Below are 25,012 nucleotides of genomic sequence, written 5' to 3' on the forward strand. Positions count from 1 at the left end.
TCGATAGCCTGCGAGTTACAGAATGTCGGCGACTGCGACTCGAGCCTCCGGCAAGGCGGCCAAGTTCAGGCTGTCGGCTTTGGTGAGTAGCGTTTTGCTCAGATAGTCGTCGTGTTGCGGTTGCCGATAGACTTCCAGGCAGTTGTCGATCAGGTTGACGATCCAATATTCCGGGATGTTGTGGGTAGCGTAAAGCCGGCGTTTTTGCTCGCGGTCGAAGCGCAGTGTGGTGTCCGAGACTTCCACCAGCAACAACACGTCTGCGGCTTGGGGATGCCGGGTCGTGTAAAAATCAGGATCGGGACGGAGTAATAAGAAATCCGGCTCCGGTTCGGATAGGTCGCCGAGTTGTACGGGATTTTGCGCGTTGACGATCGCTTTTCCGTGCAAAATTGGCGTTAAGGCATGAATAAGACGGGCAACATGCCCGGCGTGGTTAAATCCAATCGGGGCCATATGCAAGATTTCTCCATCAATCAATTCGAGGCGTGCGTCGGGCGGAAAAATGCCGGCCTCGCCCATGCGATGCCATTCGGCGATGTCGGTCAGGTGTTTTTGCGGAAAGACGGCGACCATGGCGGTATCCAGTTAAAATAAGCGATATTCCGATTCTAGTTAGTACAGTTAAACAAATCAACGAAACCCAGTTTAAGCAATGACTTCATTTCCGATAGAACAAGTCCGCGCCGATTTCCCGATATTGCAGGAAAAGGTTCGTAACAAGCCTTTGGTGTATTTCGACAGCGCGGCTTCCAGTCAAAAACCCAAGGCCGTGATCGACGCGATCAGCCATGTCTATACGCACGATTACGCCAATATCCATCGCGGCGTGCATACCCTGAGCGTGCGCGCCACCGACAAGTTCGAAGCGGCGCGGGAAAAGGTCAGAGCCTTTATCAACGCCAACAGCACCAAGGAAATCATTTTCGTGCGCGGCGCGACCGAGGCGATCAATCTGGTCGCGCAAAGTTACGGGCGCTCGCAGCTCAAGGCCGGTGATGAAATCGTCATCAGCGCGATGGAACATCACGCCAACATCGTGCCGTGGCAGATGCTGTGCCAGCAGATAGGCACGGTGCTGAAAGTGGCGCCGATGAACCAACAGGGCGAACTGATTTTCGAGGCATTCGAAGAACTGCTCGGCGAAAACACCAAGTTGGTGGCTATCACTCACATGTCCAATGCACTGGGCACGATCAATCCGGTCAAAAAAATCGTTGCCGCGGCCCATGCCAAGAACATTCCGGTGTTGTTGGACGGCGCCCAAGCGATACCGCATACCGCCATCGACGTGCAGGCTTTGGATTGCGATTTTTACGTGTTTTCAGGGCACAAATTGTACGGGCCGTCCGGTACCGGCGTGTTATACGGCAAGCAAACCTTGCTGGAAGCCATGCCGCCCTATCAAGGCGGTGGTGACATGATACGCATGGTGACTTTCGAAAAAACCGAATACGCCGGTCTGCCGCATAAATTCGAAGCCGGCACGCCGGCGATTGCCGAAATCATCGGTTTGGGCGCGGCCATCGATTACGTCAGCGGCATAGGCATGGCGAACATCGCCGCTTACGAACATGAACTGCTGGTCTATGCCACCGAGCAAGCCGAACAGATCAAGGGTTTGAACATCATCGGTCAAGCCGAGCATAAAGGCGGGATTTTGTCGTTTACCTTGGATCATATCCATCCGCACGACATCGGCACCATGCTGGACAGTCTGGGCATCGCCATCCGCGCCGGCCATCATTGCGCGATGCCGGTGATGGACTTCTACGGCGTGCCTGCCACCGCGCGCGCCTCGTTCGGCATGTACAATACCCGGCAAGAAATCGATATCTTGATGCAAGGCATCAAATCCTTAATAGAGGTGTTTGGCTAATGTTTGATGAATTACGCGACCTGTACCAAGAGGTCATCTTCGACCACAACCGCAATCCGCGCAATTTCAGGGTCATGGACGACGCGAATCGACGGGTGAACGGTTTCAATCCCTTGTGCGGCGACAAGCTGACCTTGTTTTTGAAAATAGAAGATCATCTGATCAAGGACGCGAGTTTCCAAGGCTCGGGCTGCGCCATTTCGACGGCGTCGGTGTCGCTGATGACCGAAATCGTCAAGGGCAAAACCGAAGAAGAAGCCGAAGCCTTGTTCAAGCAATTCCACGAAATGACCACCGGCCAGACCGAAGACATCAACCTCGAGGCCATCGGCAAGCTGGCGGTATTGGCGGGCGTGCGTGAATACCCGGCACGGGTCAAATGCGCGACCCTGGCCTGGCATACCCTGGATGCGGCCTTGAAAAACCAAGAGGAAGCGGTTTCCACGGAATAAGCTTGTAGCCTGAGTGGAGACCCGGCGGCATGCGATGACTACTATTGCCATTCTGCACACCGATCAGTCGGCCAGTGTCTCCCACGGGCTCGCCGAGCAATTGGCTTTGCCCGTCTTGCCGCTGGAGGAAGCCGCCGAAAGCGCTTGCGATTTTTTTCTGTGCTATCGCGACGGCTGTTTGAAGTTGCTGGACAAGCAAACGCTGAAAAAGGGCGGTTTGTTCGTCGAAGTCGATCCGCGTCCCGGCGAACAACATTCTTATCCGGCGCCGAAAAAAGATTTGCTGGCGCACGCCATCGGCAAAAAATCCCATACCGTCATCGATGCCACCGCCGGTTGGGCGCAAGATACTTTGGCTTTATTCCGGATGGGCTATGAAGTGACGTGTATCGAACGTTCGCCGCTCATGGCGGCTTTGATACAGGACGGTTTCGAACGCCTGGCGCAAAAGGATTGGGTCATCAGGCGGCAGTTGACGCCGCCTAAATTATTGACCGGCAATGCCATCGAACTATTGGCCAGCCTGGCGGAAAAGCCTGATTGCATCTATCTCGACCCGATGTTTCCACCCAAGCGCAAACAGTCGGCGGCGACGCGTAAGTCGATGGCAATCTTGCGCGATATTCTAGGCGACGACCTGGACAGGCAAGCCTTGTTCGAGGCCGCTTTTGCCGCCACCGGCAGGCGGTTGGTGGTCAAGAGCCCCGATTATGCCGAGCCGCTGGGAGGAAAGCCGCAAGAATCCTATCAGGGCAAGTTGTTGCGTTACGATGTCTATCTGCGCTGAGGCTATTGCCGTTTGCCGCGCCTTTTTCGCTAATCCTAAAAACGGCAGTAAGTCCACGAAATAAATCATTGTGTTATGAAACTTATCGGTCCTTATCGATTCACCTGTTCGGTGCTGCTCTTAGATGTGATAACGGTTTGAAACTTTTCGTGATTTTCGTGTGTTTCGTGGACCCAGTGATTTTTCTAGGCTAATCCAGGCTGTTCCAGAAATCGGCTTGTATGGGCATGTTCAAAATGGCTTGTGCCGCCAGTTGAGCCGAGATACTGACGCCGGCGACGCCGCCGCCCGGACGCGTCCAGTGGCCGGTGTGGAACAAGCCCGGCAAGGCTCCGCGAATGTCCGGACGGTTTGGGCCGATTTGATCGGGAGTAGGGGCAAAGCCGTAGGCCGCGCCTTGGTGGTTGAGGGTGTAGCGTTCCAGCGTGCGCGGCGAGCCGGATTCCACCAGTAACAAATGTTCGTTCAGGCCCGGAAAATGTTGTTCGGCTTGCGCCAATAACCGTTGCTCAAAGTCTGGTTTGGCCTGTCGCCAGCTTTGCCCTGTGTCAAACGGGCATAAGGTGGTCAACAGCAGGGTGTGTTGACCGGCCGGTGCCAGCGAGGCATCGCTCAGCGTCGACAGGGTGGCCGAGAACCAATTGGGCCGGCCCCTTAGCGTGGATGCAAACCCGGCTTCGTGATCGAAGGTTTGGTAAAAAAACGATTCGTGGCTATGAACGCGGGTGTCGATGGCCAAATCGGTTGCGATGTAGCTGGCGAAAATCGACAGCGACGGGGCCAACTTTTCCAGCTTGTCGCAATAGCCAGCCGGCCAATGCTCGCGACCGACCAGTAATTCGGCGGTTTGCTGGGCGGCGACATTCGAAACCACGGTCTTTGCGCGTATCAGTTGACCATTTTCCAGCATGATGCCGCTGATGCCGCCGTTTTCCACGCAAATCCGCCGCACGCTGGCGTTCAACAACACCTCGCCGCCGCGCTTTTCGATTGCTTGCGCCAGCCGGTTGGCATAGGTTTGAAAACTGCCACGGCAATAATACGCACCTTCGTAGGTGTAGCCCGCCATCATGCTGGCCCAATATAAGAAAGACAGTTGCGAAGGCGGTAGGCCCAAATAAGGCCATAGTGCGGCGCAGGCACTTTTAAGATGTGGGTCGAGCAAAAATTCATCCAGGGCTTCCGCCAAGGTGGCGCGGCGGTAACGAAACAAATTGGCCAGCGCTCGCGTGGGCGGTACGCGAGTGATCTTGCTCTGTTCCAGAATTTCTTCCGCCAGCATGGCTTCTTCCGCCAGGGTTTTGCAGAGCCGAATCAAGCGGAGCAGATTGTCCTTTTCCTTTGGGAAATGCACGCATAACGCGCCGACGAATGCCTCCTCGCCGGCATGCAGGCTCAGTTCGAGCCCTGGAAACACCGCGCGGGCGTAAGACGGGATCGGAAGGAAAACATCCTCGGGGTTTATGCCCACGGCCCGGCAAATCCTGTAAATCGTGCTGCCGTTTTCATAGCCGCCGGCACCGCAGCCGCTGACCAGATGTACCCCTGAATCGAAATGGTAATTGCGCCGCCGGAAACCGTGGGCATAACCGCCGGGACGGTCATGCCTCTCCACCAACAGCACGGCTTTTCCGGCTTTCGCCAATAGCGCGGCCGTACTCAAGCCGCCGATGCCGGCGCCAATGACGATCACGTCATATTGTTCGTGTCTGGATTCTGAGTGAATGCCGCGCATGTTGGCTGATGGCAGAATGGCTTTAGATCGCGAAAAGAGTGGGCAGGGTAGCAGATTGCCAGGACAGGCTCAATTGCAAGCGTTTAAAACGGCCAACAGGGATTCCCGAGCGGATTTACTGAGTTTGCCGGCCTCATTACGCGGAATATGGTCGACGAAATGAATTTTTCGCGGCATAAACACCTCATCGACAGTGGCTTTCATGCTTCGCCGGATGTCTTGGCCATTGAGGTGGCTTACGACCACGGCGGCCAAGCGGGCGCCGTGGTCATGCTGCTGCAGAAAGCAAAAACCGTCTTCCACACCCTCTATGGCCTTCAGCCTGCGGTTGAGTTCCGACAGCGAAATGCGTTTGCCGCCGACCTTGATCATGTCATCGTGCCGCCCCAACGCCTCGAAGCGGCCGTCCTGGTGTATTCTGATAGCGTCCTGCAATGTTATCGAGTTTGGCAGGTGCGGCGATGCCAGCCAGACCTGTCCCGCGTGATCTTGAGTCAGCCGGCTGCCTGGATAAGGGCGCCATAGAGGGTCTTGCAAGATTTCCCGGCTGGCGAAGGACAAGGTTTCGGTGCTGCCATAGATTTCGCGCGGGGATTGGCCTAGAATGGCCGCCATCTCGTTGGCGAGTGTCGACGGCAGCGTGTCGGTTGCGGAAAGAATGCCTGTCAGATTCGGCCAGTCTCCTTCGGCGCCGACCATGGAGCGCAAGTGCGTGGGCGTGGATGCCAGGATCGCGGGCCGGGGCGCGGTCGCAACGGCTAGGCGGATGTCTTCCGGAAAGAACGGCCGGCCGTCGTAAAGCACCAGGCTGGAAAACAGTGGCCAGAATACCGAAGTTTCCAAGCCGTACATATGTTGTGGCGGCGTGGTCGAGATCATCACCCGGCATTGGCCGGACAAGCCAAGCGCGCCGATGGCCATTTGGGCCGAAAGGGCGAAAGTCCTCAAGCTATGGGCGCAAGGCTTGGGGTGGCCGGTGCTGCCGGAGGTGAAGGCGATCACGGCGGGTCGGTCCCAATCGAGTTCCACGGCAGCGGAAGACGGAGGCAGGCTGGCTGCTTGAATGTCGATGTATTCTAGATTACCCGGCAGATTTTTGTCGCTTGCCAGATACGCAGCGGGATACGTCTGTCTGATTTCTTCGATGACGGCCGATTGATTCGAGGGCGGCAACAGGCAAGTCTGTTTACGTGCCGCCGCCGCCAGCAGGCAAATGCAAAACAAATAACGGTTTTCGCACAAGTTGAACAGATAAGGCTGTTCCGGCAGTTGCCTTGCCAGTGCCGCCACGTCTGCCCATAACTGGCCGCGGCTGATCACCCGGCCATGGTAAATGGCAAAGGGTTCATCGGTCGCGGCCATTCGCGGGGTTTCGTTGACTGGGCTGTTGTGCATGGTGCAAGTGTTGGATCGGCGTTTTACAGTTTGAAGAGCATTTTAACCGGATATAGAGGGTCTTAGATTAAATGGATGCGGATGTATTGATCATCGGGGCGGGACCCGCGGGCAGCCTGGCGGGCAGCATGCTGAAAAAGCGGGGTTATCGCGTCGTCATTCTGGAGAAGGAACAGTTTCCACGGTTTTCCATCGGTGAAAGCCTGCTGCCCCAATGCATGCCTTTTCTGGAGGACGCGGAATTATTGGCGGCCGTCGAGGCGGAGGGTTTTCAATTCAAGAACGGCGCGGCGTTTTCGCATGCCGGCAAACTCACCGAATTTGATTTCACGCAGAAATTCACGCCGGGGTGGGGCACGACTTTTCAAGTGCCGCGGGCGCGCTTCGATCAGATTCTGGCCGAAACGACCGCAAAATCGGGCGTACCCATCCATTATCGGCACAGTATCAGCGCGGCGGATTTCGATACTCCAGGATGTGTTCGCTTGACCAGTGTCGATGCCGAAGGGGTAAAACGCGAGTGGACGGCGTCTTTGGTGTTGGACGCCAGTGGTTTTGGCCGGGTGCTGCCGCGCCTGTTGAATCTGGAAACGCCTTCCTCGTTGCCGCCGCGCCTGGGGCTGTTCACGCATATCGAAGACCGCATCGATACCCCTGATTATGACCGCAACAAAATCCTGATCGCGATACATCCCAAGCATCATGAGGTTTGGTATTGGCTGATACCGTTTAGTAACGGCAGAAGTTCCTTGGGCGTGGTGATGCCGCAAGGGTTTCTGGAAGACAGAACCGGAACGCCGCTGGAGGTGCTGCGGGAACTGGCGTTCGAAGAACCCCGTCTGGCCGAATTGCTGCAACAGGCCCGCTTCGACACCCCGGCCAATCACATTGGCGGTTATTCAGCCAATGTCACGCATTTGCAGGGACCGGGTTTCGTCTTGCTCGGCAATGCCGGCGAGTTTCTCGATCCGGTATTTTCCTCGGGCGTGACGATTGCGCTGAAGTCCGCTTCCCTGGCCGTTCCCTTGGTGGACAGGCAATTGCGTGGCTTGCCGGTGGATTGGCAGACCGATTACGAACAGGCCTTGCGCCGCGGCATCGACGTGTTTCGGGCCTATGTCACGGCCTGGTACGACGGCAGCTTTCAACGCATCATTTTTGAAGAGCGCCAGTTGGCCAGCATCAAAGCGATGATTTGTTCCATCCTGGCCGGCTATGCCTGGGATGACACCAATCCGATGACGCAACGCTGCACCAAAAAGATCGAGGCGATTGCGGAGCTCTGTCCTTTGTTATGACAGGTTTCCGGGAGCTGGTCGTTGTTTTTGCATGATTTGGGCATCGTTTGCGCGCTGGGCGGCAACAAGGATGAGGTTTTGCGGACTTGGCTATCCGGGTGCTGGCCTCAACCGGGAAATGTGCCTTGGCTGGCTACCGATATTTCGGCCTATGCGGCTTCGAATGAGTTGCCGGGCATTCCGCCCCATCTGAAACGCTATGACTGCCGCAACAACCGCTTGTTATTGGCGGCATTTGCCCAGATTGAAGCCGCGTTTGACAGGGCCATCAGGCGATACGGTTCCGAACGTATTGGCTTGGTGCTTGGAACCAGCACTTCCGGCATCGCCGAGGGCGAGCAGGCAGCCGTAGTGCTGCAAAAGTCGGGCAGCCTGCCTGATGTATATCATTACAAGCAGCAGGAACTGGGCGGGGCCGCGGAATTCTTGGCGGCATATCTGGGCATTCAGGGCCCGGCTTACACGGTATCGACGACCTGCTCGTCCAGCGCGAATGCCTTGGCGTCGGCCAGGCGTTTATTGCGGCAGGGGCTTTGCGATACGGTGGTCGTTGGTGGTAGCGACGCGCTATGTCGGACCACCCTGGAAGGTTTTTCGGCGCTGGGCGCGATCAGCCGCAGCCGCTGCAATCCCTTCAGTAAGAACCGGGATGGCACCCTCATCGGCGAGGGCGCCGCCTTGTTCTTGATGAGCAATGAGCCTTTTGACATCGCCTTGCTCGGCGCGGGTCTCAGCGCCGATGCTTATCATATTTCCGCGCCGCGTCCCGATGGCGCTTGCGCATTCCTGGCGATGCAGGCCGCCCTCGCCAATGCCGGTTTGAAACCGGAACAAATTGACTACATCAATTTGCACGGCACGGGAACCTGGCAAAACGATGCGATGGAAAGCCGGGCGGTCGATCGCTTGTTTTCCGTCCGGACGCCGTGCGGCTCCAGCAAGCCGGCAACGGGCCATTGTCTGGGCGCAGGCGGCGCGATTGAAGCGGGTTTGTGTTGGTTGTTGCTGTCGGCGCTGAATGAAGCAAAATACTTGCCGCCCCATGTTTGGGATGGGCAAGGTGATCCCGAATTGCCCCGATTGGGCTTCGTCGCGCTGGAAAAAACGCGCTCTAAACGACTACAATACTGCCTTAGCAATTCTTTTTCGTTCGGAGGTAACAATGTGTCCTTGCTCATCGGGAGTCCCTGAGTCGTCAGCGGATTTCCCGTATGCGGTCGAAACGCTGGTGCCTCAATCCCAGCGCATGGTGCTGGTCGATAAGGTGGTCGAGGCGGGCGAGGCGCATATCGTGGTCGAGTTGAGCGTGCGCGATGACGGTTTGTTTTCCGGTCCGGATCATACCGTACCTGCCTGGGTGGGCTTGGAATACATGGCGCAAGCGGTGGCGGCATTTTCCGGTTATCAACGCAAACGCCGCGGCCAAGAGATCGATTTGGGCTTTTTGTTGGGGACACGCTACTACGAATGCTCGGCCGGCCAATTTATCTGCGGTACCCGCCTGACCGTGCGGGCGGAAAAAATCATCGAAGCGGCGAATGATATGGTCGTCTTCGACTGTCATCTTCAGGGCGATCAGATCCAAGCCACTGCCAAATTGAATTTGCTGATGCCGCAGGACTCGAAAAAATTTCTTGCTGGAAAAGGAATATGAAGCAAAAAACCATCTTGGTCACGGGGTCCAGCCGTGGCATAGGCAAAGCCATTGCCTTGCGGCTGGCCCGCGAAGGCTATGACGTCGTCGTGCATTGCCGAAATCGTCTGGATGAGGCCGAACAGGTGGTCGCCCAGGTCAAGCAGATGGGCGCGCAATCCCGCGTGCTGAGTTTTGATTTGGCCGATCGGGAAGCCGCGAAAACCAATCTGGAAGCGGACATCCAGGCCCATGGCGCGTATTACGGTGTGGTCTGCAATGCCGGCTTGGCGCGCGACAATGCCTTTCCGGCGCTCAGCGGCGAGGATTGGGATCAGGTCTTACGCAGTAATCTGGATGGCTTTTACAATGTGCTTTACCCCTTGGTGATGCCGATGATACAACGGCGCCAGCCTGGGCGTATCGTCACCCTGTCGTCAGTATCCGGCCTGATCGGCAATCGCGGTCAAGTCAATTACAGCGCGGCCAAGGCCGGCATTATCGGCGCAACCAAAGCCCTGGCGGTGGAGCTGGCCAAGCGCAAGATCACGGTCAATTGCGTGGCGCCGGGACTGATTGAAACCGATATGTTGGAGGGCTTGCCGCTGGAGGAGGCCATCGCGGCGATTCCGGCCAGACGCATGGGGACGCCGGATGAAGTGGCCGCGTTGGTGGCGTTTTTGATGTCCGACGATGCGGCTTACATTACCCGCCAAGTCATTTCGGTCAATGGAGGCTTGTGTTGAACCGCCGCGTCGTCGTTACCGGCATGGCCGGTTTTTCCCCGATCGGCAACGATTGGCATGAAATCCGCGCTCGGTTGATGGCCGGCCGCTCAGGCATTTGTTATCTGCCGCAATGGGAAAAATATAACGGTTTGCTGACCCGCTTGGGCGGGCCGGTGCAGCAGTTCGAGCTGCCCAGTCATTACACCCGCAAAAATACCCGCAGCATGGGCCGCGTTTCATTGATGGCAACGCGAGCCAGCGAACTGGCCTTGATCGATGCCGGCTTGCTGGGCGATGCCGTTATCAGTTCCGGGCGCACGGGGGTGGCGTATGGCTCCTCGGTCGGTTCGACGGCGGCAATCGCCGATTTTGGCAAGATGTTGCTCCAGCATGACATCGGCAATTTGAACGCCACGACCTATTTAAAGATGATGGGACATACGACGACCGCGAACGTCGCCGTGTTTTTTCAGGTGCGGGGGCGGGTGATTCCGGCGGTCAGTGCCTGCACCTCCGGCAGCCAAGGTATCGGTTTTGCTTACGAGGCGATCAAATTTGGCCAGCAAGACGTGATGTTGGCCGGTGGCGCGGAAGAGCTTTGCCCGACCATGGCCGCGCTGTTCGATGCCTTGTATGCCGCCAGCACGCGCAACGATGAGCCGGAGCTCACGCCGCGCCCCTTCGATCGCGATCGCGATGGTTTGGTGATAGGAGAGGGTGCTGGTACCTTGGTGTTGGAAGAGCTGGAACATGCGTTGGCGCGTGGCGCCAAAATCCATGCCGAACTGGTGGGATTTGCCACCAATGCCGACGGCGCGCATATCACCCAGCCCAATGCGGACACGATGCAGGTCGTGATGCGCATGGCCTTGCAGGATGCGGACTTGCAGCCGGCTCAAATCGACTACGTCAGCGCCCACGGCACCGCCACCGAGCAAGGCGATATCGCCGAAAGCCACGCCACTGCCGCGGTATTCGGCGGTAATACTCCGGTCAGCACGCTGAAAGGCTATACCGGGCATACCTTGGGCGCCTGCGGAGCCTTGGAGGCCATGGTGGCGATTCAAATGATGCGGGATGGCTGGTTTCATCCCAATCTCAATCTGGAAAATCTCGATCCGCGTTGCGCGGCGCTGGATTACCTGACCGGCGACGGTCGCAAAATCAATGCCGAATACATCGTCAGCAATAATTTTGCTTTCGGCGGCGTCAATACCTCGTTGGTGTTTCGCCGTTGGGACGCTTGATGTGAGCGGTGATTCAGCCGGCAGGGCCGGTCGCCCGGAAAGCCGATTCGGTTTTACGCTGGAACATTGGGCCTTGTGGCAATCCGAAGCTGTTTCGTCTACAAATGCCTGGCCTTCTGGTTCGGTATTGCCTGCCAATGGCGGTCTGGCCGAGGTCGGTTTTCTGCCGATGCTGCAGCGGCGCAGGTTATCCAGTCTGGCCAGGGCGGCGTGCGCGGTGGCCTGGCACTGCCGGCGAGCGGCGGGTGGCGACATGCCGGCGATTTTTCATTCGAACCACGGCGAGAGCCAATTCTATCTGGATACGCTACAGGACATGGCCGCAGGGGAAGCCGTGTCGCCGAGCCGCTTCAGTTTGTCGGTACATAATGCCATCGCGGGCTTGTTTAGTTTGCAGAGTGGAAGCTTTTTGCCTTATGTGGCGCTTGCCGGGGGAACGGAAGGTATTTTCGGTGCCTTTGTCGAAGCCGCAGGCTGGTTACAGGACGTGCGCCGGGTGATGATCGTCTGCTATGAACAGCCCTTGCCGGCGATTTATCAAAACTATGCGGCGGCTTGCCCTCATATCTGGGCATTGGCCATGGTTCTGTCACGGCCGGCTGAATCGGGGCAGCAACTGAGTTTGTTCAGGGAGCCGCTGGTCGGACAGGGCTCATGCGAAACAGGACAGCCCAAATTGCTGCAGGCTATGCTCAACGGGCAGCAAACTGGATGCGATCAACTGGAACGCGTGCGTTGGTGGTGGGCTTTGGGGCATGATTGAGCGCATCAATTATTACTGGCGTCTGTTCGGTACGGGACTCAGCTTTTTCATGTTCGGCGCCGGTGGCGTGTTTACCTGGGGTGTATTGTTTCCGTTGTTGCAGAAATTTCTGGGCGAGGGCGTCGAAAAAAAGCGCCGCGCCCGTTTGTTGATGCACAGGATTTTTCAAAGTTACATGGATTTCATGCGTTTCATCGGTATCCTGAACTACCAGGTGCAGGGCCGTGAACGCCTCGGCGTGCCGGGCCGGGTCGTGGTGGCCAATCATCCGTGTTTGCTGGATATCGTATTTCTGATTTCGCAGATTCCCAACGCGACCTGTATCGTCAAGCCGGCCTTGATGAATAATCCCTTCATGCGCATTCCGATCAGGGCCATGGGTTATATCTATGCCGAAGATCCGGAACTTTTGATGGCGCGTTGTGAAGCCGAATTGCGGGAAGGCGGCTCATTGATCATTTTTCCCGAAGGTACGCGCACGACACCGGGAAAACCGATCAAGTTTCAGCGCGGCGCGGCAGCCATTGCCTTGCAGGCGAGGGCGAAAATCCTGCCGATCACGTTGCGCTGCTGGCCGACGACGCTGACCAAGCAGGAAAAATGGTATCAAATCCCGGAAAAGAGGTTTACTTTGAGCTTGAATGTAGGCGATCATATTGAGTTGACCTCGGCTCACGTAAACGGCAATCGTTCGCTTGCAAGCCGGCAGATTACTCGGCGGTTGGAAGCCTATTTCTTAGAGCAATTGGCACAGCATGAAACATATTGAAGCCGAACTTAAGCGACTGATCATTGATATATTCGAGCTGGAAGGCATTCACCCCGAAGACATCATTTCGGACGCGCCCTTGTTTGGTGCTGGATTAGGACTGGATTCGATCGATGCGCTGGAACTGGGTCTGGCCTTGAAGAGAAAATACCATATCAAAATCGACGCGTATTCCTCGGACTTGATCGAACATTTTGCTTCGGTGAGAAACCTGGCCGCGTTTATCGCCTCGCAACAGGAAACACAGATTGTATGAAAACCCAAGAAGAAATATTCCACAGCATTAAAGAAATCATGTCGGAGATGTTCGAATTGGCCCCGGATGACATCGTCATGAGCGCCAGCTTGCGGCAGGATTTGGATATAGACAGCATCGATGCGGTGGATTTGATGGTCAAATTGCGGGAAATTACCGGCACGCGCATCAATCCGGAAGATTTCAAGAGTGCCCGCACGATACAGGATGTCGTGGAAACCGTACATAGAATCAGCGCGGCCTAGCCGCATGCCAAAATGCTTTCAGTATCGTTGGCTACGGCTCGGCTTGAATGCGCTGATCGCGGCGGCAACGGTAAGTTATCCGTTTTTAATCTGGTTTTCGTTGGATTTCGTCCAGCCGCGCGTACTGGCTTTGCTGCTGGCTGGGCTGTTTTGGCTGCGCTTTTTGCTGAGAGAGTCGCAAGCCTCCAATCAAGGTTTGATGCTGATGATACCGGTCAGCATCCTGCTCTTGCTGGCCATAGCCTGGTCCAATCGAGGCGAGTGGTTGCTGGCTTATCCGGTTTTGGTCAGCTTGGCATTTTTTGCGTTATTTTTTAGCAGTTTGCTTTATCCCCCTACCATGATCGAGCGGCTGGCGCGGTTGGAAGATCCTGATTTGCCGCCCAAGGGCGTGGCCTACACGCGCAAGGTGACGCAAGTCTGGAGTGTGTTTTTTCTATGCAATGCCGCCGTTTCACTAGCGACCATTCTTTATGGCGATCGCTGGTTATGGGGTTTTTACAATGGCTTTGTATCCTACATATTGATGGGCCTGTTGATGGCTGCGGAAATGGCGGTACGCCGTAAAGTCAGGGCAAGTTATTGAATCAATTTACACAAGCAGATAGTCCGGTCCTGTTGCCGGATGTCCTGGCGCGGAAAGCGAGCGCCGATGGCATCGTCCTGACGATATGCATTCCGGAAACGCTGGCTTATTTTGTAGGGCATTTCGATGCCATTGCGATCGTGCCGGGCGTCGTGCAAATTCAATGGGCGGTGCATTTCGCCCGGCAGTACTTGGGGGTTGAGCCTGTCTTCAGACACATGGAAGCGGTCAAGTTCAAGGAATTGTTATTGCCCGGCCAACCGCTCGAATTACAATTGCGCTACAGCGATCAGGCCGCCAAGTTGGAGTTTTGTTATCGCTCGCAGCATTCAGAATATAGCTCCGGCAGGATTTATTTCCATGACCCCCGCGTTTGATCCTTGCATCCTGATTCCGGTTTACAACCATGAAGACCCTTTGGCGAGCATCGTCGAGCGGCTGGCATCCAGGCAATTGCCCTGCATCCTGGTGGACGATGGCAGTCATCCCAGCTGCGCCGAGGTCATTCGCGCCCTGGCCGAGCAGTATCCGTGGGTTGAGGCGGTGCGGCTCGAGCTCAACCGCGGCAAGGGCGGCGCGGTCAAAGCCGGCATTTTGCGGGCGCACGCACGCGGTTATTCCCATGCACTGCAAATCGATGCCGACGGACAGCACGATTTGAATGACCTGGATACATTTCTCGCCGCCGCGCAAGCCAATCCCGAGGCCGTCATCATCGGACGGCCATTGTTCGACGACTCGATTCCCAAACTCCGTTTTTATGCCCGGTATTTGACCCATGTCTGGGTCTATATCAACACCTTGTCGTTAGAGATTCGCGATGCGATGTGCGGCTATCGGGTCTATCCGCTTGCCGCCTGTGCCAATTTGATCCAAAACGTTGCACTGGAAGAACGCATGGCCTTCGACGTCGAGATTCTGGTTCGTCTGTATTGGCAAGGGTTATCCATGGTGTCCATTCCTACCCGCGTCGGTTATCCGCAAGATGGCATTTCACATTTTCGCGGCTGGGAGGACAATCTGCGCATCAGCCTGACCCATGCCCGCTTGTTTTTGGGCATGCTGATACGCCTGCCGCGTTTATTGGCGAGACATTTTCGATGAGCGGGAGTAACTCGGCAACGCATTGGGCCGCGCTGGAAGAAACCAGCCTGATCTGGGGCATACGCCTCTTGGTCTGGATTCATCGGGTATTTGGGCGCTGGGCCTTTCGTCTGGTCTTGCGGCCGGTCGTGAGCTATTACTTTCTCAGCGGCCGCGTCGCTCGCGAAGCCTCGAAGGACTATTTGCGCCGTTTGTCCGAATATTGTCCCGAACTGAATCTACACGCAGGCTGGTGGCTGAGTTACCGGCATTTTTTGAGTTTCGGCGAAACCCTGCTGGATAAAATCATCGCCTGGATGGGCTGTATTAATCCCAATCAGGTCGATTTTCCCAATCGCCCGCTGTTGCTGGAACTAATGGCGCAAAAACGCGGCGCCTTGATACTCAGTGGCCATATCGGCAACCTGGAATTGTGCCAGGCGATCGCGAATTTGCGCGCCCAAGTCAGATTAAACATTTTGGTGCATACCCGGCATGCCGAGAAATTCAACCGCTTGCTGGGCCGGGGCGAGGGCAGTGCGACCATCAGACTGATACAGGTCACCGACCTGAATCCGGCGATTGCGATTGAACTGCAAGAAAAAATAGAGCGCGGTGAATTCGTGGTGATGGTAGGCGATCGCATTCCGGTGCAGGGTAGTCGTACCATCAAGGCCCAGTTTTTGGGAGCAGATGCCGATTTCCCGCAAGGCCCTTATTTGCTGGCCTCGTTGTTGCGTTGTCCCGTATTTACGTTGTTTTGTTATCCGACCCAGGGGCGTTACCAGGTGCATTTACAGCCTTTTGCCGACAGTATTCGTATCCCGCGCAAGGAACCCGAACGCCAGCAAATGCTGGAAGCGTTGGCCGGGCGCTACGCTGAATGCCTGGAGATGCATTGCCGCGCCGAACCCTTGCAATGGTTTAATTTTTATCCCTATTGGAGCACATTGCCCGCGCAGGAACATGAGCATTCAGGAGCGGAGGCGAGGCAATGACGATACGCGCCGAAGTAGAAATCAAAGTGCCGTTTTTTGATATCGACATCCTCGGTATCGCCTGGCACGGCCATTATTGCAAATATCTGGAAATTGCCCGCTGCGCGATGTTGGACAGCATAGATTATGGCTATATGACGATGCGTGAGACGGGTTATGTGTGGCCCATCGTCGATTTGCAGTTGCGCTACGTGCGGCCCGCCAAATTCGAACAGCGCCTGCGCGTGTCAGCCGAATTGGTCGAATGGGAATACCGGATGAAAATCAAATACCGCATCACCGACGCCGAAACCGGCGAAGTGCTGGCCAAGGGCCACACGGTGCAAGCGGCGGTGGATAGCGCGAGCGGCGAGATGAGTTTCGCCTCGCCGCCGATTTTTCTGGAAAAGTTGGGCATCGAATCGGCATCCTGAGCGCATGGAACCCGATGTTTTCATGAATTTCCACTAAAATCAGCAAGCTGCGCCCGGCTTTTTGTAGTGCCTGTCTAAATAAACAACGGGTCGCCGCGAATAATCCGAGTTGATTTTTTGCCTTGAGGAGATGCCGATGTTTAAAAAATCCGTGATTTTCTTTGTGCTGGCCCTGATGACGTTACTATTGGGTTGTCAAAAACAACTGAAAACGACTGATGCGGCGGCGAGCACGCAATCCAGTCAGATTTATTACACCCAATTCAGCTTGTTCCAGGAAAAGAACACCTTTCGCACGACCAATTACCGTAAGGGTATTCTGATTCCGATCAATACCGCCGTTACCCTGCAAGCCATGAAGTCCGACGAAGCGGTGCTCAGGCTGGTGGATAGCGGACAAACCTTGACGATAGAAAACGTGCCCAAACACACGCTCGATGACATGCAAACCGCGTTCAATAAAATCGCTGGCCTGAGCAAAGTCGATCTGAGTCTGTTTTCTGCTGAGGAGCGTGATGCGATCATGGCCGGACGGGTCATCAAGGGCATGAGCCGCAAAGCGGTATTGGCGGCTATCGGTTATCCGCCACGGCATGAAACGCCGTCGCTGGATGTCAACGACTGGAGCTATTGGAGCAACCGTTTCAACCGCTTCGTGGTGCATTTCAAGAACGACAAGGTGGACAGCATTGCAGAATAACACCCCCATTCCCGAACGCTGCGACGTCGTGGTCATTGGCGGCGGGCCCGCCGGTTCCAGTGTCGCCGCGTTGCTGGCCAAACAGGGCATCGACGTGGTCCTGCTGGAACGAGCCCTGCATCCGCGCCCCCAAGTCGGAGAAAGCCTGATACCGCACGTCTGGAAATACGCCGATCTGACCGGGGTTACGCCGCTGATCGAGCAGGAAGGCTTTGTCGCCAAGGCTGGCGGGATCACGGTCTGGAACGACAAGATACACAGGATCGCCTTTGCCGAATTCGGTTTCAGCCGGCCGGCTCTGCACGTCGAGCGCGACAGGTTCGATGAAATCTTGCTGCAACATGCGGCCAGTCAGGGCGCGCAAGTGTTTCAGCAAGTCAGCGCGCGCGAGGCGGATTTGTCGGGCGATTGGCCGGCGGTGAGTTATCAGGACAGGCGCGGCGGCGAAAGCCAGGCAGGCAACATCCGTTGCCGCTTCGTGATCGATGCCAGCGGCGCAGCGGGCGTATTGGCCGGCCAGTTCCAATCCAAACGGCTGGTCGATTCCAGCATGCGCTTTTTGTCGCTGTGGGGACATTTTCAGAATTCGCGCTATGTGGCCGCTGACGGCCGCAGCCATGCCGCGGATCAGGTCAGCCTGGTCAAACCCGTCACGTTCGTGACCTCGTTCGAGGACGGCTGGATCTGGCATATCGCGATGCGCAAGGTTACTAGTGTCGGCCTGGTCATCAACACCGACAAGGCTCGCGGCATGGATAAGGCCGGGCGCGAGCGTTTCTATCTGGATACCTTGAAAACCGCGCCTTATATCGGTCGGCTGCTGGAAAACGCCGACTATCTGCCGGATTCGTTCAGCCAGCGGCCGGATTACTCCTATTATTCGACCCGGCTGTGCGGGGAGAATTTTTACTGCATAGGCGATGCGGCTGCCTTCGTCGATCCGATTTATTCGCATGGCGTATTGAACGCGTTCTATAACGCCTCCATCGTCGCGCTGGCGGTGGCGGAATCCTTGAAGGCCCCGGCCTATCGTGCCCGCCATGCGCAGATTTGCGAGAATCGCATCCGGCAGTTTTACGGTTTTTCCCGGTCGCTGGCGCTTGGGGAATTCGGCGGTGACGGCGTCGAGGCCGAGCTGGTCAGACGCTTCATGCGCCAAGTGCCGCCCGTCGAGCTCGAATTGATGCTGGCGGCTTCGTTCATGTCCGAGCGTTCGCGGAATTTTCACCGGATGGCAGTGGATGCAGGACTGGCTTTGCATCTCGGTAGGGCCAAGGCGCATGCCATGGATGCTTTGGCAATTTAAAAACACAATCTTGATCCTCGGACGAGGAGACTGCCGTGAATGCATTATCCGAGTTTGCGTCCTTTGTACCGTGGCTTGCCGCCTTGTCCGCGCTGCTGGGCGTTGTGCTGCTGATCAGCAGCATCCGCAATCTGTTGCCGATGCTCAAGGCCGCCGAGTTGCTGAGGTTGCCGTTGCAGGAAATCCAGGAATTGACTTTTGCCTCGGCGGGACCGGTGGTGTTGTGCGTGGAAGGGCCGTTGCTGACGCGCCGTTTTGTATCCCTGAGCTATAAGTTGCGGACGGAGTACGGTGCCGATGTCCCGGCCAGCAAGCATTGGTTTCGCGCCAAATCGTCTGGATTTTCCAAGGCCCGGATAGAACTGCAAACCTACCACTTACCGCATCCGGGCCGTTATCGCCTGCATATCGAGTCGTTGGGGCAGCCTCAGCCAAATGACGCCGAACACGCCGTGGTTTTTGCCAAGCCCCATTTGATGGCTACGGTCGGCTATATCCTGCGCATTTTGCTGGCTTCGTGGTTGTTGATCGGTGGCTTGGTGCTGTTTGCGTTATCGGTGTTGGGCTAGGCTTTCGCCAGCCCAACCCAGCAAATGTGAGCGAGGCCGTCAGCAACCTTCCATTTTGTAAATGAAATAACCCTGCTGGTTGATGCTGTCGATTACATCGGCCGGGGCTTGCTGGCTGTGGCAAAAGCGGCATTCCTTGCTGGAAACCGTGGCATTGTCTTCGCCGATAGACACCAGCCATTCCTTGGCGTAGGCGATGGCTTTTTGATCGTCTTTTTCCGCCGTGAACACGTCAAAATGCATGGTGTGGCCGTCTTTGGCGGTTACATAGGTATCGTAGACATGAATTTGCATTTGAACTCCTGCGGGGTTGATAAAAAATTGTGTTGCAGCATTTGGCGATTCGTTCCAGTGCGCGGTCTAGCGACATGGCGCTTTCTCGCCGATTGCTGCGTCCTTATTCGAAAGCGAAGCCGGCTTGACGCCAGGCCTTGCTGCCGCCATCCAGATTGAATAATTTCTGGTAGCCCAAGTCATGCAGAGCGCGGGCGGCGGCATTGCCCATCGGACCGCCTTCGCAGTAAAGATAAATCGGCGTGGACTTATCCTGGGGTAGTTTGTCCTGATATTTTTCGACTTCGTCGTAGGGTATGAACAGATCCGTGCCTTTGATGTGCTGCTGTTGGGGGGTATGCACGTCGACCAGGAAAATATCCTGGTTTTGCATGATTTGGTTCAATTCAGCCGGGCTCAACATTTGCAAATACTCGGGTTGCTGAAATTTACAGCCACCGATCAGGATGCTGAAGGCCAGGAGGTAAGCGTATTTTTTCATGGCGAAGATTTCCAAAATTACAAGGTAGGGGGCTGATTGCTCAGGCCGAACGCAGACTTTAGTCGCCGGTAAAAGTTTTCGCAATCGATATTGAATCAGAGGCCGCCTCGGTAGGCATCGCCGGTGCCGAGCAGCGCGGCTATCAGGTTCTTTTGCACTTCCGAACTGCCGGAAAACAAACGACCGGCCATGGCGTCCTGGACCAGGGGCGACATTACGCCGCCGGTTTCCAGGCCCGCCGCGCCCAGGATTTGCACCGTGTCCAGGCAGGATTGCAAGAATGCTTCCGCCGCGTAGAGTTTGGTTTGCGCCGAGGCCAAGGTCAGGCGTTTGCCGGTATTGCAAATTCTGACGCATTCGTTCAGCCATAGGTCGATCGTGTCCAGGCGCAGCTTCATATCGGCGATGCGGTGGCTGATGGCTTGATGCCGGCCCAAATGCGTGGCGCCCGAACGGCGCTGCCGGCTGTGCCGGATCGCTTCATCGAGCTGCCACTCCATGATGCCGGCGATCCCGGCGAATACGAAGGCGCGTTCGTATTCCAGCGCTTTTTGCATCATCTGAGCACCCGCGCCGGGTTTGCCCAATAAACGTTCGGCACCGATTTGGCAATTTTCCAGACGCACGCCGCCGGTGGCGCTGCCGCGGCAGGCATTCAGCTTGCCGTCGGCGTTGAATGCGCAACCAACATCCTCGCGACCAAGCAAAAATGCCGAAACCTTGTCGTCCAGTTTGGCGTAAACCACCAGCCAATCCGCCAGCGGTGCATTGGTGATATAGCGCTTCTCGCCGTTCAAGACGAATCCGCTGGCGTTTCTTTCGGCGTGGGTGTTCATGGCCTGCACATCGCTGCCGCAAGCAGGCTCGGTAATTGCATGGCCGCCTAGCCATTGGCCTGCTATCAACTTGGGCAGAAAACTTTGTTTTTGCGCATCGCTGCCATAAAGCAGCAGCGGAAATACCGCTCCCCATAAGTGGGCATTCAGCATCAAGAGTAAGCCTGGATCGCGGCTGGTTTCGCCGAGTCGGCGATGGGTCTGGCACAGGGCGCCGAAATCATCGTCCAGGCCGCCATAAACGCCGGGCAAGGCATGGCGCAAGGCGCCTTGTCTGGCAATGGCGCGAAAGCGCGACAGAATCTCCGTATCGTCCAGCGGGACGGTATAAGGTGCTAGTTCAGGAAAGTCCGTGGTATCAGCCATGAGAATGGAAGCAGTGGATGGTGGATTCCCGCTCGTGCGTCGATTGGCTCGAGTCATTACTCTGAAAGCTATTGTGGGAGCGACACACAGTCGCGATGCGAAGTCTATTGTCGCAACGAGGCGTCGCTCCCACAGAAAACTTTCATTTTCCGGGGTGTTGCCGAATTTTCATGATCGTTAGGAAGACGAAATCACGCTTTCTGGCTGCTGCGCCAGCCGTACCTTGCAGGTGTCCTGAATTGGCAACGAACACCTGCAAGGCGCCAAGACTATTGAGGGTTGTAAACCTTCACTTCGCCCTGTCTGTAATTGGTGCCGTAAGTGGTGGGTTTGCCAAAGTCGTCCCAAACATAGGCCGGTTCAACCAAACTTTTGGTTGGAATCGGGCTGGTGATGACGTCGAAGATGCCCGACGCGGTACGGCCCAGTACGTCGAGCGTGCCGCCTACGATGCCACCCGTAAATCCAACGGTGGGGTTGGTTTCGCCGCTGGCCCAAACGATGTTTTTGGGAACTTCGCCCATGCCAGTAAACAGATTGGCGCCGCCGCGCAGGAATTTTTCCGATACTTCCGAGAAATAACCGTCGGCCTGTGCTGGAGAAAATGCGCTGATGGCCAGCAACGAGGTAAATAGCAATGTTTTTGTTTTTGACATGTTCATATCCAGGTTATGGGTTATTTGGAATTATGCTATCGAGTCGCTATTGATAGCCAAGAAAAGTGTATCAAGCTTCATGGTAAATTGCGACTCAAACATGACCGCCGTCAGGATTGCTTGATGGCTTTGGCTGGGAATCAGCCAAACCAGCAACAAACATACTTTGTAATTGCCGAAAGTCCAATTTTTCATTGGCCAGTCTGGGCAAGGCCGGCAAGGCATGGTAGCGGCTAGGCTGCATATAGGCTGGCAGCCTTGGCAGCAAGGCCTTGCGTATTTCGCCGATGTCGCGGCCGGGTTCCAAAACCACGGCCAAAGCCGGACGCTGCCCGGCCGCTTCGTCTTCGATGCCGATTACCGCGCATTCCTTGACGCCCGGCAAGGCATTCACGATGGCTTCGATTTCGGCGGGTTCGACCCGGTAACCCGAGCATTTCAACATGCGGCTCAGGCGGCCATAAAAATGGTATTCGCCATGTTTCAGGCTGACGCGATCGCCGGTCGCATACCAGCCTTGCTCGTTCAAAAAGGGGTGCAAGCCGCCTTGGCTCCAATAGCCGCTGGCCAGTGTCGGCCCGCGTACCCAGAGTTCGCCGGTTTCGGGATCGATCCGCAATGTGCAACCTGCGGCGGGTTTGCCGATAGGAATGTTTTGCGTCGCACTCAATTGTGAGCGCTTCACCGGCCAATAGCAGCAGACATTGGTTTCAGTGGGGCCGAAAAAATTGAAGAGCTCGGTTTGCGCTAGATTCCGGGCTAGGTTCATCAGGGCCGGGCTGGGGAAGGCCTCGCCGGCAAAGAACAAAAACCGCAATGAAGGCAGCGGTGTTTGCGCCAGATTGCCTTTATACGCCAGAAAAGCCAGCAACGACGGCACCGTATACCAGCCGCTGATGGCTTGTTCGGCCAGCCACGCGCTCAGTCTGGCGGGGGCCATGGTCAATGCGGCGGGCAGGAAATGCAGGCTGGCGCCACGGCCCGGCACGGCGTAGAGGTCGAAAGTCGATAAATCGAAAAAAAATGGCGTGCTGCTGGCGATGCGATCGTTCGAGCTCAGGTTCACGCGCGTGGCCGCCCAGTCGGCAAAGGCCTTGATGGCCGCATGGCTCAGAGCCACCCCGCGCGGTTGGCCCGTGGAGCCGGAGGTGTACAGGATGGCCGCCAGTGCATCAGGCCGAATTTCGACGGGCGCCGGCTTTTTGTCCGGGGAAGAGGCGATATTCAGCCACAAGCCCTGTTTCCGCCAGGCAGGGGCACTGCCTTGCCCTATGACCGCCGCAACTTGCGCGTTTTCGACGATGAAGGCGAGTCTGGATGGCGGGTTTTTCAAGTCCAGCGGCACATAGCACGCGCCCGCCAGCAGTACGCCAAATATCGCCATGGCGGCGTCCATGCCGCGGTCAAGGTGCAGCGCGACGGTTTGACCCGGATGAATGCCGTGCGCCTGTAAGCTTGCGGCAATGGCTTGTGCCTGGCGCAATACTTGCGCGTAACTTTGCCCGCGGCCTGCTTCCTGAAAACACAAGGCGTCGGGTTGGCGTTGGCATTGTGTCAGAAAGTCTTCCAGCAACATGTGCATCCAATGTTCGGCGTAAGTATCCAGCGAGCGAAGCTAGAGGGTCTCTAGCAACTCTGCTTCCATGCGATCTATCACGGCGTCAAGCCAGGCTTCATCCACGGCCGGAGACAAATAGCTGTAAGACAAGGTCAGCCGTCCGTCCAGTTGCCCAACCAATAAGGCCAGGCCGGGCGGCAGCGTCATCCAGCACATCATCGACAAGTCGGTGACCGGAATGCCGAGAAAACCGCTTTTGCTCCAGGACATGTCGCCTAGATCGGAAAACCATAATGAACTCAGTTCGTTGCCGCTGTGTTGTTTGCGCAGGAATCTGGCATAGCGGGCCGGCGTCAGCCATTGGCCCAGCCACATCAGGGGCAGATAGGCGAGATCCAGTTCGTCGCGCACGACCCTGGTATGTTGCGCCAGCAGATGCGCGAATAGCCCCGCGCGGTCGCGCACCTGTTCGCGGGTGGCGCGGGCGAACAGGCAGCCGACGTGATTGCCGAACACCGGAGTCGGCGCATTTTGCCGGCGCAGATTGAAGGCATAGGGGATGCAATAGCCGGCTTTGGCATGAGGCGGGCCAACCTGTTCCATCGCGCGCATGAAGCAGCCGAGATAATACAGGGTACGGCCGGCCAGGCCGGTGTATTGCCCCGCGAGTTCGGCGATGTGGCGTGATTGCTCGGCATCGAAGCGGCGTACTTTCAAGTTCAGTGTTTGCGGGCCTTGCTCGACGGCAGTGGGCAGGCAACTGTCCAGGCTATTGGCTTCGTTGTTGTGGCGTTTGGCCTTGAATAGCAATTGCAGTTTTTTCCAAAAACGCCATTGCGCCAATTTGGCTTCTATCAACGAGGGCGATTCCTTGAAGTTTTCTGGTTGCCCGGAGGCCAGAAAATCCAGCACGATTTTGGCGCCGCGCGCATCCAGTAAAGGGTGCAGCCAGTTGATCAGCAAGGTGCCGCCGTTGTTGGCAGCGATCCAGTGCACGGTTAGCGGCAGCGATTCCGGACGGTTGAAAATCGCCAACAGCAAGCGTTGGCATTCTTCATCCTGGGCCTTGTGCATGTCGCAGCGATGACATTCCAGAAGAATGCGCTGTCCAGTGGGTATCCAGGCGTGCCGCTTGCCGTGCCGCTCGATGCGGGCCGAAGCCTTCGGAAACATATCCACCAGCAAATCCAGGCGATTTTGCAACCGTTCAAGGTCCGGTTCGCCGGCCAGTTGCAGCGCCAGGCCGCAATAGCCGCCCGGCATGCCGGCCGCGCGGATTTCCTGATCCAGTACGTAGGTAAAGTAATCAGCCGGATTGAAAAGAATGGCTGCGCCTTGCTTCATCGGGCTTGATCGATCCATCTTGCCAATGCGTTCAAGCTTTGCACGTTATCGGGCTCGATTTCGGTGTCGGGCAGCGTTACGCCGAATTCTTTCTCGGCAAACATGATCAAACGCATGATGCCCATGCTGTCGAGTCCCGCGGCCAATAAATCGTCATCGTCGCCAAAAGACGCGGGGTCTTCGTGGTAAATCAGTTCGGAAAAGATGAACGCTTTGAGTTTTTCCTTCATGGGTCGGGTCGGTTGGCAGGGGTGAATAGAGTGAAAGTTTGCGCAATTTTGGCATTGGCGGCGGCGTAAACCAAGCGTTTTTGAATGCGTTAGGGATATTGTGTAAAATTTGCCTTTTACTCAACCAATGTATCTAGCCATGTCAGACGACTTGATCGGCCAATTGAAAACCATGCTCATCGAGGGTTTGCGCCTTGAAGACATCGTACCCGACGACTTAGCGCCGGATGCGGCTTTGTTCGGCGAAGGCCTTGGCCTAGATTCCATCGATGCGCTGGAAATAGGCGTGATGCTGGATAGGCAATTCGGTGTCAAGATCACCTCCGGTGACGAGCGCAACCACCAGATTTTTTCCTCCTTGCATTCATTGGCGGAATTCGTCGCCAATAATCGCACCCGCTAAAC

31 protein-coding genes are annotated in these 25,012 nt (G+C 56.3%); 21 read left to right on the forward strand and 10 right to left on the reverse strand.

Annotated features, from left to right (window positions below; genetic code table 11):
- Positions 1-15 precede the first annotated feature (15 nt).
- A complete protein-coding gene (locus NM686_RS07760) occupies positions 16-576 on the reverse strand; it encodes a Uma2 family endonuclease (protein WP_255187305.1) in 561 nt (186 codons plus the stop codon).
- 79 nt (positions 577-655) lie between these two features.
- Between NM686_RS07760 and NM686_RS07765 the strand changes: the two genes are divergently transcribed.
- From NM686_RS07765 to NM686_RS07775, 3 genes are read left to right on the forward strand one after another with little or no spacing between them, the layout of a single operon-like run.
- A complete protein-coding gene (locus NM686_RS07765; RefSeq protein WP_255187306.1) occupies positions 656-1,879 on the forward strand; it encodes a cysteine desulfurase in 1,224 nt (407 codons plus the stop codon).
- Positions 1,879-2,331 carry a Fe-S cluster assembly sulfur transfer protein SufU gene (sufU, locus tag NM686_RS07770; RefSeq protein ID WP_255187307.1) on the forward strand — a complete coding sequence of 151 codons (453 nt, stop codon included), beginning with the start codon at positions 1,879-1,881 and terminating at the stop codon, positions 2,329-2,331. Before NM686_RS07765 ends, sufU begins: the two co-directional genes overlap by 1 nt.
- Positions 2,332-2,365: 34 nt before the next feature.
- Complete coding sequence (locus tag NM686_RS07775; RefSeq protein WP_255187308.1) at positions 2,366-3,118, forward strand: class I SAM-dependent methyltransferase; 753 nt, start codon at positions 2,366-2,368, stop codon at positions 3,116-3,118.
- A gap of 190 nt (positions 3,119-3,308) precedes the next feature.
- Here NM686_RS07775 and NM686_RS07780 read toward each other — a convergent pair whose 3' ends face one another.
- Together NM686_RS07780 and NM686_RS07785 are read right to left on the reverse strand one after the other, a co-directional pair.
- The gene (locus NM686_RS07780) at positions 3,309-4,853 is read right to left on the reverse strand and encodes a phytoene desaturase family protein (RefSeq protein ID WP_255187309.1); all 1,545 of its coding nucleotides are present in this window, start codon (positions 4,851-4,853) and stop codon (positions 3,309-3,311) included.
- A gap of 69 nt (positions 4,854-4,922) precedes the next feature.
- Positions 4,923-6,248: a class I adenylate-forming enzyme family protein gene (locus tag NM686_RS07785; RefSeq protein ID WP_255187310.1), complete on the reverse strand. Its 1,326-nt coding sequence runs from the start codon at positions 6,246-6,248 to the stop codon at positions 4,923-4,925.
- 71 nt (positions 6,249-6,319) lie between these two features.
- On the opposite strand from NM686_RS07785, the gene NM686_RS07790 reads away from it, so the two are divergent.
- The 17 genes from NM686_RS07790 (at position 6,320) to NM686_RS07870 (ending at position 18,842) form a co-directional block, all read left to right on the forward strand.
- On the forward strand, positions 6,320-7,546 hold the full coding sequence (locus NM686_RS07790; protein ID WP_255187311.1) for an NAD(P)/FAD-dependent oxidoreductase: 1,227 nt from the start codon (positions 6,320-6,322) through the stop codon (positions 7,544-7,546).
- A 21-nt stretch (positions 7,547-7,567) separates the two neighbouring features.
- Positions 7,568-8,737: a beta-ketoacyl-ACP synthase gene (locus NM686_RS07795; protein WP_255187312.1), complete on the forward strand. Its 1,170-nt coding sequence runs from the start codon at positions 7,568-7,570 to the stop codon at positions 8,735-8,737.
- Positions 8,738-8,774: 37 nt separating this feature from the next.
- Positions 8,775-9,200 (forward strand): ApeP family dehydratase, encoded by a 426-nt coding sequence (locus NM686_RS07800; RefSeq protein WP_269022684.1) that lies wholly within the window; start codon positions 8,775-8,777, stop codon positions 9,198-9,200.
- The gene (fabG, locus tag NM686_RS07805; protein WP_255187314.1) at positions 9,197-9,925 is read left to right on the forward strand and encodes a 3-oxoacyl-ACP reductase FabG; all 729 of its coding nucleotides are present in this window, start codon (positions 9,197-9,199) and stop codon (positions 9,923-9,925) included. The genes NM686_RS07800 and fabG overlap by 4 nt, the downstream gene beginning before the upstream one ends.
- Complete coding sequence (locus tag NM686_RS07810; RefSeq protein WP_329959174.1) at positions 9,919-11,154, forward strand: beta-ketoacyl-ACP synthase; 1,236 nt, start codon at positions 9,919-9,921, stop codon at positions 11,152-11,154. The genes fabG and NM686_RS07810 overlap by 7 nt, the downstream gene beginning before the upstream one ends.
- A 1-nt stretch (position 11,155) precedes the next feature.
- Entirely contained in the window at positions 11,156-11,917 is a 762-nt protein-coding gene (locus NM686_RS07815) for a beta-ketoacyl synthase chain length factor (protein ID WP_255187316.1), read from the forward strand.
- Positions 11,910-12,686, forward strand: coding sequence for a lysophospholipid acyltransferase family protein (locus NM686_RS07820; protein ID WP_255187317.1), 777 nt, complete (start codon positions 11,910-11,912; stop codon positions 12,684-12,686). Before NM686_RS07815 ends, NM686_RS07820 begins: the two co-directional genes overlap by 8 nt.
- Positions 12,673-12,942, forward strand: coding sequence for a phosphopantetheine-binding protein (locus NM686_RS07825; protein ID WP_255187318.1), 270 nt, complete (start codon positions 12,673-12,675; stop codon positions 12,940-12,942). The genes NM686_RS07820 and NM686_RS07825 overlap by 14 nt, the downstream gene beginning before the upstream one ends.
- Positions 12,939-13,187 (forward strand): acyl carrier protein, encoded by a 249-nt coding sequence (locus NM686_RS07830; protein WP_255187319.1) that lies wholly within the window; start codon positions 12,939-12,941, stop codon positions 13,185-13,187. Before NM686_RS07825 ends, NM686_RS07830 begins: the two co-directional genes overlap by 4 nt.
- A gap of 4 nt (positions 13,188-13,191) precedes the next feature.
- Positions 13,192-13,773 (forward strand): COG4648 family protein, encoded by a 582-nt coding sequence (locus NM686_RS07835; RefSeq protein WP_255187320.1) that lies wholly within the window; start codon positions 13,192-13,194, stop codon positions 13,771-13,773.
- The gene (locus NM686_RS07840) at positions 13,770-14,150 is read left to right on the forward strand and encodes an ApeI family dehydratase (RefSeq protein ID WP_255187321.1); all 381 of its coding nucleotides are present in this window, start codon (positions 13,770-13,772) and stop codon (positions 14,148-14,150) included. The genes NM686_RS07835 and NM686_RS07840 overlap by 4 nt, the downstream gene beginning before the upstream one ends.
- A complete protein-coding gene (locus tag NM686_RS07845) occupies positions 14,134-14,877 on the forward strand; it encodes a glycosyltransferase family 2 protein (RefSeq protein WP_255187322.1) in 744 nt (247 codons plus the stop codon). The genes NM686_RS07840 and NM686_RS07845 overlap by 17 nt, the downstream gene beginning before the upstream one ends.
- A complete protein-coding gene (locus NM686_RS07850) occupies positions 14,874-15,854 on the forward strand; it encodes an LpxL/LpxP family acyltransferase (protein ID WP_255187323.1) in 981 nt (326 codons plus the stop codon). Before NM686_RS07845 ends, NM686_RS07850 begins: the two co-directional genes overlap by 4 nt.
- The gene (locus tag NM686_RS07855) at positions 15,851-16,267 is read left to right on the forward strand and encodes an acyl-CoA thioesterase (protein ID WP_255187324.1); all 417 of its coding nucleotides are present in this window, start codon (positions 15,851-15,853) and stop codon (positions 16,265-16,267) included. The genes NM686_RS07850 and NM686_RS07855 overlap by 4 nt, the downstream gene beginning before the upstream one ends.
- A 136-nt stretch (positions 16,268-16,403) precedes the next feature.
- The gene (locus NM686_RS07860) at positions 16,404-16,967 is read left to right on the forward strand and encodes a hypothetical protein (RefSeq protein ID WP_255187325.1); all 564 of its coding nucleotides are present in this window, start codon (positions 16,404-16,406) and stop codon (positions 16,965-16,967) included.
- The gene (locus NM686_RS07865; RefSeq protein WP_255187326.1) at positions 16,957-18,273 is read left to right on the forward strand and encodes an NAD(P)/FAD-dependent oxidoreductase; all 1,317 of its coding nucleotides are present in this window, start codon (positions 16,957-16,959) and stop codon (positions 18,271-18,273) included. The genes NM686_RS07860 and NM686_RS07865 overlap by 11 nt, the downstream gene beginning before the upstream one ends.
- 35 nt (positions 18,274-18,308) lie before the next feature.
- Positions 18,309-18,842, forward strand: a complete 534-nt coding sequence (locus NM686_RS07870; protein WP_255187327.1) for a PDDEXK family nuclease — start codon at positions 18,309-18,311, stop codon at positions 18,840-18,842.
- A gap of 39 nt (positions 18,843-18,881) precedes the next feature.
- On the opposite strand, the gene NM686_RS07875 is transcribed toward NM686_RS07870, so the two are convergent.
- The 7 genes from NM686_RS07875 to NM686_RS07905 form a co-directional block, all read right to left on the reverse strand.
- Complete coding sequence (locus NM686_RS07875; protein WP_255187328.1) at positions 18,882-19,136, reverse strand: DUF2024 family protein; 255 nt, start codon at positions 19,134-19,136, stop codon at positions 18,882-18,884.
- A 103-nt stretch (positions 19,137-19,239) separates the two neighbouring features.
- The gene (locus tag NM686_RS07880) at positions 19,240-19,617 is read right to left on the reverse strand and encodes a rhodanese-like domain-containing protein (protein ID WP_255187329.1); all 378 of its coding nucleotides are present in this window, start codon (positions 19,615-19,617) and stop codon (positions 19,240-19,242) included.
- A 95-nt stretch (positions 19,618-19,712) separates the two neighbouring features.
- Complete coding sequence (locus NM686_RS07885) at positions 19,713-20,819, reverse strand: acyl-CoA dehydrogenase family protein (protein WP_255187330.1); 1,107 nt, start codon at positions 20,817-20,819, stop codon at positions 19,713-19,715.
- Between the two features lie 269 nt (positions 20,820-21,088).
- Positions 21,089-21,475 carry an exosortase system-associated protein, TIGR04073 family gene (locus tag NM686_RS07890; protein ID WP_255187331.1) on the reverse strand — a complete coding sequence of 129 codons (387 nt, stop codon included), beginning with the start codon at positions 21,473-21,475 and terminating at the stop codon, positions 21,089-21,091.
- A gap of 94 nt (positions 21,476-21,569) precedes the next feature.
- The gene (locus NM686_RS07895; protein WP_255187332.1) at positions 21,570-23,051 is read right to left on the reverse strand and encodes an amino acid adenylation domain-containing protein; all 1,482 of its coding nucleotides are present in this window, start codon (positions 23,049-23,051) and stop codon (positions 21,570-21,572) included.
- 39 nt (positions 23,052-23,090) lie between these two features.
- On the reverse strand, positions 23,091-24,395 hold the full coding sequence (locus tag NM686_RS07900; protein ID WP_269022703.1) for a hypothetical protein: 1,305 nt from the start codon (positions 24,393-24,395) through the stop codon (positions 23,091-23,093).
- Positions 24,374-24,607, reverse strand: a complete 234-nt coding sequence (locus tag NM686_RS07905; RefSeq protein ID WP_255187334.1) for an acyl carrier protein — start codon at positions 24,605-24,607, stop codon at positions 24,374-24,376. The genes NM686_RS07900 and NM686_RS07905 overlap by 22 nt, the downstream gene beginning before the upstream one ends.
- A 139-nt stretch (positions 24,608-24,746) precedes the next feature.
- Here NM686_RS07905 and NM686_RS07910 point away from each other — a divergent pair, with 139 nt between their 5' ends.
- The gene (locus NM686_RS07910; protein ID WP_255187335.1) at positions 24,747-25,010 is read left to right on the forward strand and encodes a phosphopantetheine-binding protein; all 264 of its coding nucleotides are present in this window, start codon (positions 24,747-24,749) and stop codon (positions 25,008-25,010) included.
- The last annotated feature ends 2 nt before the right edge of the window (positions 25,011-25,012 follow it).

This window comes from Methylomonas rapida (genome assembly GCF_024360925.2).
GTDB classification, from domain to species: Bacteria; Pseudomonadota; Gammaproteobacteria; order Methylococcales; family Methylomonadaceae; genus Methylomonas; species Methylomonas rapida.